Here is a 12,919-nt window from a genome sequence, read left to right on the forward strand (position 1 = left end):
TTATCGTTCACCATTTCGTTACCGATAAACTTCGGAGAAACTTTTGTTGCGATAACAAGGTCTGATCGTTTACCACTTTCTTTCACTACTTCTCCAACGAGTTCTTCTGAGCGTCCTGGTCCATACAAGAAAGCTGTATCGATTAGGTTAATACCATTATTAATCGCAGTATGGACAAGCTGCTTACCAGCTTCTTCATCTAAATTTGGATACAAATTATGGCCACCAACTGCATTGGTTCCTAGTCCTATTGGATTAACATATAAATCTGATTTACCAAGTTTTACGCTTTTTGCCATCGTAAAAAACCTCTTTCTTTTAGTAGTTGAGGCTTAAATTAAATTCAAATTAAATGCTGCTCGTCATAGCCTCACTTATAGTGTAGAACAATTAAAACTGTATATCAAAATTTGTTTATTTAGTTTCACTATGTGGAACTAATGATCCAACCTTCTTATTTATGTCCAGATTAATTTGTCTTAATCTATCATGGATTTTTAACTACCTATCTCATGAATAGATGTAAAGGAGGAAAAACAAATGAGCAAAGAAATTAATAAATTACCAAATGATTGTCTAAATAAAGGCAGAGAGGAATAGTACAGGAAGTATAGAAAATCGTTCAAAAAATGGTTATAAGAGGACTTACGGTAGCGTTCATTGTTTGAATAGGGAGATGGAAACCCCTTCTTATCATAAAAGGGTTGAAAAAGGCTATTATTTATATATAATAAAACAGAACGTTTCGTTTTGTTATTAAACATACTTCAAAATTACAGAGTGAAAGAAAGGGATGGATTATGAGAAATTCAAAATTAGATACAGGGATCGGTTCTATACAATGGTTTATCTTTTTACTTGCTAATTCACTAACGATTCCAATTATCGTTGGTCAGGTCTTTCAATTTTCTCCAGTGGAGATCACTGAATTGATGCAAAGAACCTTTTTTATTGTGGGGATAACTTCTTTATTAACTGGGTGGTTGGGACATCGTTTGCCAATTCCAGATGGTCCAGCTGGAATATGGCTAGGGGTATTTACGTTAATGGGACAAATGGCTGTTGCACAAGGAGTAGGTAAAGTTGGTGGTTCTTTACAATTATTGGAAGGCGCTATGCTTTTAACAGGAGCTTTTCTAATTATTATTGGTTTAGCAGGATGGATGACGAAATTGCTGAAGTTGTTTACACCTTTAGTAAATGGTGTTTACTTGACAATTCTTGGTTTTCAATTAAGTGGAATGTTCCTTAAAGGAATGATTGGGGTCAACGATGCATCAACTAAGATTCAGCCAGGAATTGTTATTCTTTCGTTCGCTATTTTTATTCTAGTACTTGTTCTTTCTGTGTGGGGAAGAGGCTGGTTAAAAAGCTATGCTGTCTTAATTGGTATGGTTGTAGGTTCGATTGCCTTCATTATATTGTTTGGTTCACAGCCTATGCCGAAAACATCATCCATTATTTCATTACCTGACGTTCTCGCTTGGGGAACACCAACGCTTGATGCGGGTATGATTGTTTCTTCAATCATGGTTGCGTTTGTTCTCATTTCAAGTATTATTGCCAGCGTAGCAGCTATGAAACAAGTGTTTGGCGAGAAAGATGACGAACATGCAAAAACGAAAGAAGACCGGAAACATGGCTCACTTAAAAGTGCCGGCATTATTAGCGGAATCAATACGATGTTGTCAGGTATATTTTCGACAGTTGGAGTTGTACCGTTTTCAGTCGCTGCAGGGTTTGTTCGGATGACAGGTCAAAGCCGTATGCTTCCATTTTTCATCGGCAGTATCGTTTTAGCGGTTATCTCCTTTTTTCCAACAGTGTATACACTGTTTGCTATACTTCCAAGCCCAGTTGCTTATGCAGCTATGCTTGCATCTTTTACGTCAATGGCAGGAATCGGAATCAGTTCTGTATTGAAGGAGCCTCTTGATCAAAGACGATTAACCATTTTAAGTACAGCACTTTCTCTTGGAACAGGGGTTATGTTCTTACCTTCAGTGATCTTTTCGGCTTTACCAGCCGTTTTGCAATATGTATTCAGTAATGGTGTAATGGTAGGAATGTTGGTTGCTCTTATATTTGAACAAGTTTGGCGTCCAAAACAAGTCCAATCAAGCATTAGAACTCCAATCGCTAAATAACATGGAATTAGATGGTTAAATTGTTTACAATCATAGTATGTGGAACATTCCCATTACACTACAACCATTTAAGTGAGGAAAGAAAATGTCAGAAAACAAACAATCGAAACAGCACTCAGTAGGACGGCCGCGAAGTGAAGCATCCAAGATGGCTATTCTTAATGCTACTATTGATTTACTAGAGAAAACTGGATATTCTGCTTTAACTATAGAAGCTATTGCTTCACATGCAGGTGTTGGAAAGGCAACGATTTATCGTTGGTGGTCTAACAAGGCGTTTCTTGTTCTTGATGCTTTTTTTATGACAACTGAACCACATTTGTATTTTCTTGAAAAAAAATCGATTCATGAAAACTTTCGGCACCAGCTTTATGATCTGGCAAGGATTCTGAACGGTACTCTTGGACGAACGATAGTCGCCCTTGTTGCGGAGAGTGGGGGAAATTCAGAAATGGCGCAAGCTTATTACACAAACTTTCTGGTTCCACGTCGTAAGGATGCCAAATTAATCCTTGAACGTGCCATTGCTCAAGGTGAAGTCCACGATACAATTAACTTAGATGTAGTATTGGATATGTTATATGGTCCTGTGTACTTTCGAATTCTTATATATAAGAAAGAAGTAGATGCAGGTTTTATTGACACCTTATTAGACCAGGTTATGATTAGTATCGGTGCTCTTTGACTAGACTGTGATGTGGCTTTATAAAAGAGTTTAGAAATCAAGCACTAATGAGTAGTCGGGAAGTATAGCGAGTATACAAAGGATAAAACAATTATAATTATTCTCTCCCTTGAGAATGGAATGGAAAGTATGCGTTAATTAAGGTGTCGGACCGATAGACTTTTTGAAAGGAGGCTGATTATATTGATCACAAATCCTGAGGTGATTTCCGCATAGCGGGGATCACTAATTGGGACCGTATCGTATTACGGTCCCAATTTATTTATGAAAATTATTCTAAAAATTCGAATTCTTCCATAAAGGGAAGAATTGCTTATCATCTGCAATATGTAGGACTGTTATTTTAAAAGAATTAAGGAGAGGAGTTCTTACTTTATGAATGTTATACAAGTTAATTTCGACATTGCTGAACATGTATATGTTATAAAGGAGGACGTAAATCGTGCAATACAAAAATGCAAAAGAGGTCCTACCCCCTAGTTTGCTAAAAGAGATGCAGAAATATATTTAAGGTGATTTGATTTATATTACAAAAGCAAAAAATAGAGCGGCAGGATGGGAAGAAGTGAGCGGAACGAGAGCGTTAATCGCTGAACGGAATGAGGAGATTTTCCAGTTATACAATAATGGAAAATCATTTGAAGAATTAGAGCGTAAATTTCATTTATCGATTGACAGCATACGAAAAGTTATTAATAAAATGCGAAGTAATCAATCATAAGTTTTTCATCTAACTTACTAGAAGCGTGAAGCGGCAGGATTAAGCTTGACGCCTTTTTGCGCTTGAATAGGAAAATATAAAATCTGGATGTTATGGATAACTTAATTGCCGAGAATAACCACGTCCAGCTCCGGCGCTAAAGCTGTAGCGAGACTTCCCTCACCTCAGTACGTCCCTAAACGGGCGCTTGCGCTTTTGTTCATGAAAAAACGTAAAAAAGTTGTATCCTCACCTGGATGGTACAAAACGATTATAGTTATTCTTTCGCTAGTTTTTACAACCCTTTCCATGCATTAATAAGTATGTAGCCGTTGATTTTCGAGAAAGGAGGTAACAGGAATGTTTACTAAAATTATTGAGGTGGCTCTCGTATAATCGAGTTCCAAACACACGATTTGATTTTTTAAATAATGAATTCAGACTTAAGATGCAGAAGTTCTGAATCTTAGGTGGGAAACAATTGTTACCGAATTTCAGGCCCTGAGCCGACGACCAGATGTCTTCCCGAATGTATTCTTAATGATAAGGGAGGAATTAATGATGCATATGGATATTGCTGTTTATAAAATTATTGCGAATGAACGAATGAAAAAAATAAAAGCTGAAACCTACGGAAAACAAACATGGATCAATGAACTAGAAAATGAGTATGCTTTTGAACACACTTGCACGAAGCGGGAAGTCTGGTTTAAAAGTAAAGAGGACGGAAATTTCGTTAATAGTAGAGAATTGAATAACAGATGAGAAACGCCACAGTGTGTCTCATGCACGCTGTGGCATTTCTCCCAAATTAATTGGCTGAACGGACATTCATGTCCCTTTTTTCTCCTGACAACGAAATAAACTCCCTATAATTTGTTAATCGGCAGGCGTGGTAATATACATACGATAGATTTCTTTACTCGTGTACTTTTTTAATGCTTCGACATTTAGGCCTAAAGCCTCTGAAATGTGTAAGGCACATTTCCGTACATTGTCATTGTCGATCATCATAGGTAATTTTTCATCCGTTATTCGCATTTTAGGTGCAGAACAACTAATCCCCGCGATGACTTCACCTTTATGATTGAAAATAGGTGCAGCAATACATTTAAGATCTAATTCAATTTCTTCATTATCCATACAATAAAGTTGTTTACGAATCTGTTTTAACTCCTGCTTGATTTCTTCTTTATCAACTAATGTATTTTCGGTGAACTTTTTGAATTCATTTTTGGTTAAAATTAATTCAATTTTTTCATCATCCAAGTATGCCAAAATAGATTTCCCAACACCCGTGCAATACATCGGTGCTAGCTTTCCTACCTGTGAAGAGATTTGGATAGTATGTGGCACTTCTATTTTTTCTACATATATCGCCTTACCATGATCATAAATTGCTAGATGGACGGTCCTGTTTAGTTTATTGACTAATTTTTGAATGTGTCGATGAGCAATTTCGCGTATATCCAATTGCTTACTTAGAACACTACCAAGTTCAAATAGTTTCATACCTAAAGCATATTTTGAGTTTTCTGGGTTTTACTTTAAATAATTTCGAATTTCCAATGTTTTAATAATCCCGTGGACAGTACTTTTTGAAAGCTTTAAACTGTCACTAATTTCTTTGACACTTAATTCACTTTCGGAGTTCAAAAATAACTCTAAAACATTTGCTGCTCTTTCGATGGATTGAATTGTGTTTTCTGCCATATTGTCCTTCTCCTTATCTCAATTGTAAATTCTCATGATTATAATCCTTTCTATCTTATTTCACCATAAACTTGAAATGCATTCGTTATTATCGTATATGTTGAAAGAGGGGGACAACCAAGAACGTATAATAACGAGATTGTTCTGTAGTAAAAATAGGAAAGTTTAAAACGAATTAAATAAAAAAATCTAACTAACAAAATCACTGTTAATTAGACTTATTATCATTTTGATTTATATGTCGGCAATCAAATGTGTTAAACTAGAATATTTTCTGTTTCTATTATTTCAAATTCAAAATCACAGTTTAACGATAGTCCTCCCCCGAACTTTTCCTTCTAAAATATCACGAAGCACTTTTGGAAGTTCTGCTAATGTAACTTCAATTACCATCTCATCATTTAATGCGCTTGGTTTTAGATCACCACCAAGACGGTTCCAAGCTTTTAACCGTTTATCCATCGGGTACATTACCGAATCAATTCCAAGCCAGTTGATACTTCTGGAGATAAACGGAATCACAGTTGTTGCTACTTCTACTCCGCCAGCTAATCCACATGTTGCTACAGAACCGCCATATTTTAATGTGGTAAGGATATATTGTAGTGTTTTCCCACCTACAGGGTCGATAGCTGCAGCCCATTTTTTCTCGCGTGCCAGTTGCGGCTCTGTCTCTACTATTTCGTTGCGATGGATAATTTCTTTCGCTCCTAATTGTTTTAAATAAGCTTCCTGATTTGCTTTACCTGTACTTGCTACAACTTCATAGCCTCTATCCGCTAAAATATTGACTGCAATACTGCCTACTCCGCCCGTAGCACCTGCTACTAAAATAGGTCCATCCTCTGGTTTTAATCCGGCATTCTCCAGCTTATCGACAGATAGTGCTGCAGTTAATCCTGCCGTTCCAAGGACCATTGCTTCTTTTAAGGATAATCCTTCAGGGAGAGGGACAACCCACGCAGCAGGTACACGTGCAACTTCACTAAATCCACCGGAATGTCCTGTGCCCAGCTTATAACTGGTGACAATCACTTCATCACCCTCTTGATAACGTTCATCCGTAGATTCCATGATTGTTCCAGATAAGTCAATTCCAGGTATTAAAGGATAGGATTTTACCATTTGATTCTTGATGCCTACCAAGCCATCCTTATAATTTACACTCGAATAAGCAACTTTAATGGTTACTTCACCTTCTGGCAGTTCATCTAACGTTAATTGTTTCACATCCAAATTCGTTTGATCATCAATTTTATTCAGTACTAGCGCTTGAAAAGTTCCCATATTTATCCCGTCTCCTCTACGTATGATTAAGCATATCTTAACATATTCACCTTGAAAGATAATAAAGGATTGATTGAGTATGCTTTTGAACACACTTGCAAGAAGCGGGAAGTCTGGTTTAACAGTAAAGAGGACGGAAATTTCGTTAATAGTAGAGAATTTAATAGCAGATGATAAACGCTGTGGTGTTTTTTAAATTTGGGGCAGAACTGAACCAATCCCAATCACGTAGTATTGGCATTGCAGTCAGTGCTGCAATAAACTACAATATGAATACTCCGACCACTTAATTTCTTACTAAATTTGAAGTGGGGGTTTCTGAGGTATCGACTTAGAAACTTGACGATTAACCACCAGGGGAGTTGACACATTGGTGTGCTGAAAACACCCAATCCCGCTATCCCATTGGTCCATACCTGGGATTACTTTTATGTTAATACGACTGATGTTGGTACCAGTAATGTCCTTATATTGGAAAAGGGGTCTTGGAACGCATTTCCGACTACCTTTTTCATGATATTTGCAGCTCCATCTACATCGGCGTTCACGATTGTTCCGTTCTTTGTTCGGTAAAGTCCACGCTTTATACGTTTACCAGAAAATGACTTCTTTACATCCTTTTCTCCGTAAATCGGGATTGGATCGTCACGAAAAAGCTTGCTTGTGAACTATAGGATTCCTCCGTTACCACCACACGGATACCATGCCTTTCTGCTTTGTATGTTATCATCTGAATCAAGAGGGCATAGGGGATCATGGTAAATGATTGATTATTCCTTTTTCCAATATTAGAATGTTGTTTCCAACCTTTATTTTGGCCGATAATAATCTTATCAATATCCTCTTCTAAGGCAATTCTTTCAATTTGGTAACTTGCTTTATGGAATAAATCTTTGACTTGATTAAAGCGCTTGTTGTTTATTCTTTCCAAACGTTTGGAAGTAAACGGTCCTTCCTTTGTGTTTTTCCCCTGCCGAAGAATACCATTGGCTACTTGAACGATGCTATCGCCGTACAGATTGTTGCAGACCGGCTTTCAAAACTAGAACTTGATCATCAGGAAAAGGACTATTGAATGCCATGTTTAGGGTTATTTTACTTTGATGACTTACAAGATGTAGATTATATTATCAAAGCCAAGATATCAGATGAAGAAAATTTTATAGAAAAATATTCACTTTGGAATGAAAGAGACAGAATCTCTTAATGATTTGGTCTTAATATTTTTAAAACAGATATGTTGACGTTCTATCAACATATCTTGATTAATTAACCGTTGAAATAACAAAATCTACAACAATAATAGTATTATAGCTTGTCAACAGAGCGTAAGAATATACTGTTACATGTTTAGTTGATGAACGGCACAGGGAGAAGTGGGGAACCGTGCTGCTTGTGTGGAATGAAATAGAAAATGCAATATACTCCAAAATAAGGACAAGCAGAGGTGGAGGTATTTGGAACTTTTCTCGGTTGAATTTTTTTCAGCTTTGATATCCATTGTCATCATTGATTAAGTAATGGCTGGTGATAACGCCATTGTAATTGGTCTAATAGCAAGGACATTGCCAAAAAAACAACAGAAAAAAGCCATTCTTTGGGGGACTGTTGGGGCCGTGTTCATTCGTACTTTTGCAACATTAATAGTGGTGTGGCTACTAGAAATTCCTGGTCTTTTGCTGGTTGGAGGTTTATTACTAATTTGGATTGCTTATAAACTATTAACGTTAGCAGATGATCAAGAAGAAAATGTTATTGGAGTGAATACTTTAGGCGTAGCAATAAGGTCCATTATCATGGCGGATATGGCTTTAAGTATAGATAATGTACTAGCTGTAGCAGGGGCCTCACATGGAAGTTTTTTAATGGTGTGTTTAGGACTAATGATTAGTATTCCTATTGTGATTTGGAGAAGTAGACTGTTTATAGCATTTGTTGATCGTATCGCTATTTTTATCTACATAGGAGGCGGCGTAATCGCCTGGACTGCAGTAAAGATGATCATTAAGGAACCCTTTTTACAAGAATACCTTCTCAATCGTTTTCTTTATTGGGGACTTGTAATTTTGATTGTGGGAGGTGTGTTATTAGCAGGGAGACTAACAAATCAAAACAGTAACAGGACGTAAATTGAAAAAAGTAAAACTCTTGATAATTTAATAAGACTGTTTAATTAAACTTTGTTGCTATTAGGCAAGCATCCGCTTGCCTAACTGCCCAAAAGCAAAGAGCACCAATATTGAGAACTGAGGCTTTAATAAAAAAGATAATATCGTCTAAAAAATAAGAAAAACAACGAGCAAACATTTGATTCACTAGTTGTTTTTAAATTTTTATTATTGCAGCCTTGAACAATATAATATAACACCCCATAGAAAACTTACTTAACTAAAATTTTCATTAGTACATCTAAGTCATCAATCCAATAGTTTTCAACTGTGGGACAGGCACCTTAGGCCAATATATAGTGATTAGAGTAGATCACATCAACCCCGTCCTATTAATTATTAAGATGGGATAAAGCATACTCCAATGTTCCTAACAATGATATAATAATCAAGCTATCAAATATAGATATTATCACGTAAAGTAAAGCTGAAATGGATAAATTAAAGGATGAAAACTATTTGGATATGAATAACGAGAACGTATCAAACTATGTATATACATACTCCTATCCTGAGGAGGAGAGCTCTTTATGTGCTTTGGAAATGCGCTCTTTTTTCGAGAAGGAGTCGAAATCTAAGATTTTAGAAAGCTTTGTAGAAGTTGATCCCACACGAAGTCCGTTTATGAAAGAAAGAATTCGTGTAATTTATGAAGGGGAGACCCTTCAGGATATTGTAAGCCAATTGGAAACCTTGCAACTAGACGGGGCAACGTTTAAAGTTATCTATGTAAAAAATGGTGGCCTTACAAAGGCTAAAAAGGAAGGTTTCGAGAAGCGACGTACCGTTGAACGTACGATTGGATTACATGTGAATGGTGAAGCAGATCTTTATCATCCCGATCGATTGTTTGGCATCATGAATGTAAACGAACGGTGGGTATTTGGCGACTATGTAAAAGGGGAGTCCGTTTGGTTTCAGCATCAAAAGAAGCCTCATGGTTATTCTACTGCGCTTAGCACGCGTGTTGCAAGGGCGGTTGCAAATATCGCTATTCCGAATCCAAGTGGAATAAGCGCAATTGACCCATGCTGTGGAATTGGAACAGTACTAGTCGAGGCTCAATCAATGGGAATTGATATCGTCGGTAGCGATCGGAATCATCTTATCCTCAATGGGGTAAACGAAAACATCGCTTATTTTGGTCTTACTTGCGAAGTAAAGTTAGCAGATATCCGCGATATCACGAAGCATTATGATGTAGCAATTATCGATTTGCCATACAATTTATGTTCTGTCATAACTCCAGAAGATCAGCTAGAAATGCTTCAAAGTGCACGTGCTTTTGCTGATAGGGTGGTCGTGGTAACAGTTGAACCGATTGATGGGATCCTAATAAATGCGGGATTTACGATTAGTGATCGGGCTGTCGCTAAAAAAGGATTATTTACTCGCGAAGTGATTGTATGTAATTGATTGCACTTCATTTATCCTGTTTCAACAAGCTTTAAGAATATTTCGATCAAATAAATTGAATACTAATCGTAAACTCACATTTTCAGGAGGATAATATGAAAAGAATATTAGCACTGATATTCATCTGCATTACTTATTGTATCGTAACCGGGTTCGATAATGCCGACCAACTAAAACTATCAGATGTTGAAATTACAATTATCAAGTCAGATGGTGTATTACGATATGATTTTAAAATCAAAAATACAGGTGAAACCCCGATTAAAAGCGAGTTTGACTATCCTGGTCGTCACCCACTTGGGATTGAATTAGTCGTTAGACCGAATGAGAAGTTAGCAACCCAAATGGAAATGGAAGAAAATACAAAGTACCGTAAAATGAGGCCAAGGGGAGCCGGTAGCTCTAGTTATTTCCAACCAGGGGTTGAAACACACTTCTACGTTGAATATCAAGTTAAAAAAGGTGCTGATTATGATAAAGTTAGGAAATATGCACTTGATTCAACTTTACTTATTCTAGATGGCATGGATGTTTCTGCTGAATTCCCTTTAAATGTGATGAAGAACTAACAGTGTATTTCGTTTCTATTATTGTGAAGAGACGAAGGGACAGTCCCTTTGTACGTCTGGTTAAATGAAATACTATTAATTACCTATCCCTTCGTCAGGAACAATTTCAAAAATAGTTCCTTGGTTTAAATCAGTTACTTTCATCGAGCCATAAACGCCTAAATATAGTCTTGTTTGATCCAGATTGGTTCCCAGACTAACATAATAAGCGGATTTCGACCCGAAATTATAATCGGTTTCAATGACACTAAAATCATTTAATTTACAATCTGCACTTATCCTGGTATAAGCTAAAGCCCCTCTAACCGGTGGCTGAGATTCTTCATGCTTGGCAAGATCGGTAAACACAACACTTTCCGTTAAATCTGGCATTCCATTTCCCATATAGGCTTGCACTCCTGTAAGTGAAGTTCCTTCAAATTTATCGGGCCTTAGATCTTTATGAAAATAACTAATTAAAGGTTCAATACGCTTCAAGGAGGAATCTATTGCTTCATAATAATAAGCAATTGTTTTCTTATCCAAAGTTGGATTTGTGGAGCAGTCCCTTATAAACGAAGTAGGAAAAGCACCTTCCCAGCCTCTCCAGCCAAAGTTAATCAATCCTTCAAGGTCAGGTTTAGATTTCATTAAAGAAGCTTGAACAAGCTGAGTAACCGGTATTGGTTTATAATGAACGAATGAAAAAATCGACTCTACCAAATCCTGTCCGACGTTTCCCGCATATTTGATATACTGATTATCAATCCTCTGAAACGAAATACCTGGTATATTACGAACCCCTTTGGCAATTACCTTGAGCGTTTCCTGAATAGGTGTGGGAAGCTCATCAAAACGTGTAACTACGGGTGGATTATTGCAAAATGTATGCTTAGCTACATCAATTTCAATTATTTTACCGGCCATTTCCAAATCGCCCTGACTTAAATTAAATGGATCATAGCCTGATCCGCCATCTCCAGTTGTTAACACAAGGTTTCCTGTTTCAGGTGAAAAGTTTAAGCTATTGACGCCATTATGATTAAAAAATGGTCTTCTAATGTTAAGTAATGTTCGTCGTTTTTGAGGCCTGCCATTCGCTTGTAACATCCATTCTTCAACTGTATCAATATGATCATATTGAGTTTCTCTATTTTTCCATCTTAAGTTTAAAGTATTGGGATTACACGGGTTAGGCGTAAAAGGTTCAGAAAGGACACCTGGGCCTTGTGTACCAGCTACTGAATAATGAAGATAAAACAGACTGTTGTAATAAAATTCTGGATGAAACGCTAGCCCTAGCAATCCCCGTTCATCATACCCACCACGAGAAACACCTAGTTCGGAATCACCAAGTTTTATGATTTGCGGGCGAATATCTAAAAAAGTCCTTATTTCCCCGTTCCCTATGTAAAAGATCTCTCCTACCTGCGTTGCAATAAATAATCTTTCCATTGAGTCACCAGGAAGTATTGCTGTTTTCAAGACAGTGGGCAAATTTATTTTACTTACAATGGGCCGTAAACGAACCTTAACTTTTCTCAACTAACTTTCCCCTCCTTCTCATCATTTTCTTTTATAAGAATATGATGAGAGTTGTTCTATTAGTATTGAATTAGAAATAACATCTAGGGAAAAGGATGGAGTCATAATGCTTAGGTGCTGTAAAAGAGAAGGAGGAACTCATGAATTTGTTTAGCATTTTATCACTTGAATCATACAAGCTACACGATTATTTTAAAACGTATTCTCATTCTAAAAAGCTCGTATTAGCCGCCCTTTTTTCTGCACTTGCAGCTATCCTGCAGTCAACCGGAAACTTTCTTCCAGGAATAGGTTATTTAATCAGTCCTTTTGCCAGTCTCCCTATCTTGATTTGTACCATTATATCTATTCCCTTTGGACTTCAAAGTTACGTTCTAACGTTTCTTTTACTGATTCTGATCCAACCTGGCGAATCCTTTATTTTCCCGTTTACAACAGGGATAGTAGGTTTAGGAATTGGATTAGCTCTTCTTATATTAAAAAGACGAATTGGTATCATCGCTTTTACATCTATATTATTAACGGGTGGAATTTGTTTTCTTCTATACATAGTCGATTTCCCTGTTTTAGGACCAATCGCCACATCATTTTCATTAAGGGTTATAGGATTTATTTACATTTTTTCTTTTCTATATAGTTGGGTATGGGCTGAACTAAGCAGATTTATCTTTATGAAATGGTATAAATTGGTGGAAAAGAATAGGTAAGTA

At 36.8% G+C, this 12,919-nt stretch carries 14 protein-coding genes; 8 read left to right on the top strand and 6 right to left on the bottom strand.

The features are described 5' to 3' along the window. Positions 1 to 299 (bottom strand): aldo/keto reductase (locus tag CWR48_RS05150; RefSeq protein WP_147294871.1); only part of this gene is annotated, 299 nt, incomplete at its 3' end. A gap of 501 nt (positions 300 to 800) precedes the next feature. On the opposite strand from CWR48_RS05150, the gene CWR48_RS05155 reads away from it, so the two are divergent. The 4 genes from CWR48_RS05155 (at position 801) to CWR48_RS05170 (ending at position 4,297) form a co-directional block, all read left to right on the top strand. Continuing rightward, positions 801 to 2,147 (top strand): purine/pyrimidine permease, encoded by a 1,347-nt coding sequence (locus CWR48_RS05155; protein WP_115772021.1) that lies wholly within the window; start codon positions 801 to 803, stop codon positions 2,145 to 2,147. An 85-nt stretch (positions 2,148 to 2,232) separates the two neighbouring features. After that, the gene (locus CWR48_RS05160) at positions 2,233 to 2,832 is read left to right on the top strand and encodes a TetR/AcrR family transcriptional regulator (RefSeq protein WP_115772022.1); all 600 of its coding nucleotides are present in this window, start codon (positions 2,233 to 2,235) and stop codon (positions 2,830 to 2,832) included. A 565-nt stretch (positions 2,833 to 3,397) separates the two neighbouring features. Continuing rightward, a complete protein-coding gene (locus tag CWR48_RS21075) occupies positions 3,398 to 3,553 on the top strand; it encodes a Mor transcription activator family protein (protein WP_342772435.1) in 156 nt (51 codons plus the stop codon). Between the two features lie 537 nt (positions 3,554 to 4,090). Beyond that, positions 4,091 to 4,297 (top strand): hypothetical protein, encoded by a 207-nt coding sequence (locus CWR48_RS05170; RefSeq protein ID WP_147294866.1) that lies wholly within the window; start codon positions 4,091 to 4,093, stop codon positions 4,295 to 4,297. A 114-nt stretch (positions 4,298 to 4,411) separates the two neighbouring features. On the opposite strand, the gene CWR48_RS05175 is transcribed toward CWR48_RS05170, so the two are convergent. The 4 genes from CWR48_RS05175 to CWR48_RS21165 form a co-directional block, all read right to left on the bottom strand. Beyond that, on the bottom strand, positions 4,412 to 5,044 hold the full coding sequence (locus CWR48_RS05175) for an IclR family transcriptional regulator (protein ID WP_245976728.1): 633 nt from the start codon (positions 5,042 to 5,044) through the stop codon (positions 4,412 to 4,414). Positions 5,045 to 5,074: 30 nt separating this feature from the next. Beyond that, the gene (locus CWR48_RS20735) at positions 5,075 to 5,245 is read right to left on the bottom strand and encodes a helix-turn-helix domain-containing protein (protein WP_245976729.1); all 171 of its coding nucleotides are present in this window, start codon (positions 5,243 to 5,245) and stop codon (positions 5,075 to 5,077) included. Between the two features lie 300 nt (positions 5,246 to 5,545). Next, a complete protein-coding gene (locus CWR48_RS05180) occupies positions 5,546 to 6,532 on the bottom strand; it encodes an acrylyl-CoA reductase family protein (RefSeq protein WP_115772026.1) in 987 nt (328 codons plus the stop codon). 610 nt (positions 6,533 to 7,142) lie between these two features. After that, entirely contained in the window at positions 7,143 to 7,463 is a 321-nt protein-coding gene (locus tag CWR48_RS21165; protein ID WP_425453876.1) for an IS200/IS605 family accessory protein TnpB-related protein, read from the bottom strand. A gap of 589 nt (positions 7,464 to 8,052) precedes the next feature. Between CWR48_RS21165 and CWR48_RS05190 the strand changes: the two genes are divergently transcribed. The 3 genes from CWR48_RS05190 (at position 8,053) to CWR48_RS05200 (ending at position 10,685) form a co-directional block, all read left to right on the top strand. Continuing rightward, positions 8,053 to 8,661 (top strand): YjbE family putative metal transport protein, encoded by a 609-nt coding sequence (locus tag CWR48_RS05190; RefSeq protein ID WP_245976730.1) that lies wholly within the window; start codon positions 8,053 to 8,055, stop codon positions 8,659 to 8,661. Between the two features lie 504 nt (positions 8,662 to 9,165). Continuing rightward, on the top strand, positions 9,166 to 10,116 hold the full coding sequence (locus CWR48_RS05195; RefSeq protein ID WP_115772450.1) for a TRM11 family SAM-dependent methyltransferase: 951 nt from the start codon (positions 9,166 to 9,168) through the stop codon (positions 10,114 to 10,116). 95 nt (positions 10,117 to 10,211) lie between these two features. After that, complete coding sequence (locus CWR48_RS05200) at positions 10,212 to 10,685, top strand: hypothetical protein (protein WP_115772028.1); 474 nt, start codon at positions 10,212 to 10,214, stop codon at positions 10,683 to 10,685. A gap of 75 nt (positions 10,686 to 10,760) precedes the next feature. Here the strand turns inward: CWR48_RS05200 and CWR48_RS05205 are convergent, their stop codons facing one another. Further along, positions 10,761 to 12,209 (bottom strand): PQQ-dependent sugar dehydrogenase, encoded by a 1,449-nt coding sequence (locus tag CWR48_RS05205; protein ID WP_115772030.1) that lies wholly within the window; start codon positions 12,207 to 12,209, stop codon positions 10,761 to 10,763. A 140-nt stretch (positions 12,210 to 12,349) separates the two neighbouring features. Here CWR48_RS05205 and CWR48_RS05210 point away from each other — a divergent pair, with 140 nt between their 5' ends. Next, positions 12,350 to 12,916, top strand: coding sequence for a hypothetical protein (locus tag CWR48_RS05210; RefSeq protein WP_115772032.1), 567 nt, complete (start codon positions 12,350 to 12,352; stop codon positions 12,914 to 12,916). The last annotated feature ends 3 nt before the right edge of the window (positions 12,917 to 12,919 follow it).

Origin of the sequence: Oceanobacillus arenosus, assembly GCF_003369575.1 — a bacterium.
In the GTDB taxonomy this organism is placed as follows: Bacteria; Bacillota; Bacilli; order Bacillales; family Amphibacillaceae; genus Oceanobacillus; species Oceanobacillus arenosus.

What these genes read in the sequence shown, in the direction of transcription:
- CWR48_RS05155 (WP_115772021.1), top strand. Translation starts at nt 801, where the DNA reads ATGAGAAATTCAAAATTAGATACAGGGATCGGTTCTATACAATGGTTT.
- CWR48_RS05160 (WP_115772022.1), top strand. Translation starts at nt 2,233, where the DNA reads ATGTCAGAAAACAAACAATCGAAACAGCACTCAGTAGGACGGCCGCGA.
- CWR48_RS05170 (WP_147294866.1), top strand. Translation starts at nt 4,091, where the DNA reads ATGATGCATATGGATATTGCTGTTTATAAAATTATTGCGAATGAACGA.
- CWR48_RS05175 (WP_245976728.1), bottom strand. Translation starts at nt 5,044, where the DNA reads ATGAAACTATTTGAACTTGGTAGTGTTCTAAGTAAGCAATTGGATATA.
- CWR48_RS20735 (WP_245976729.1), bottom strand. Translation starts at nt 5,245, where the DNA reads ATGGCAGAAAACACAATTCAATCCATCGAAAGAGCAGCAAATGTTTTA.
- CWR48_RS05180 (WP_115772026.1), bottom strand. Translation starts at nt 6,532, where the DNA reads ATGGGAACTTTTCAAGCGCTAGTACTGAATAAAATTGATGATCAAACG.
- CWR48_RS05190 (WP_245976730.1), top strand. Translation starts at nt 8,053, where the DNA reads ATGGCTGGTGATAACGCCATTGTAATTGGTCTAATAGCAAGGACATTG.
- CWR48_RS05195 (WP_115772450.1), top strand. Translation starts at nt 9,166, where the DNA reads ATGAATAACGAGAACGTATCAAACTATGTATATACATACTCCTATCCT.
- CWR48_RS05200 (WP_115772028.1), top strand. Translation starts at nt 10,212, where the DNA reads ATGAAAAGAATATTAGCACTGATATTCATCTGCATTACTTATTGTATC.
- CWR48_RS05210 (WP_115772032.1), top strand. Translation starts at nt 12,350, where the DNA reads ATGAATTTGTTTAGCATTTTATCACTTGAATCATACAAGCTACACGAT.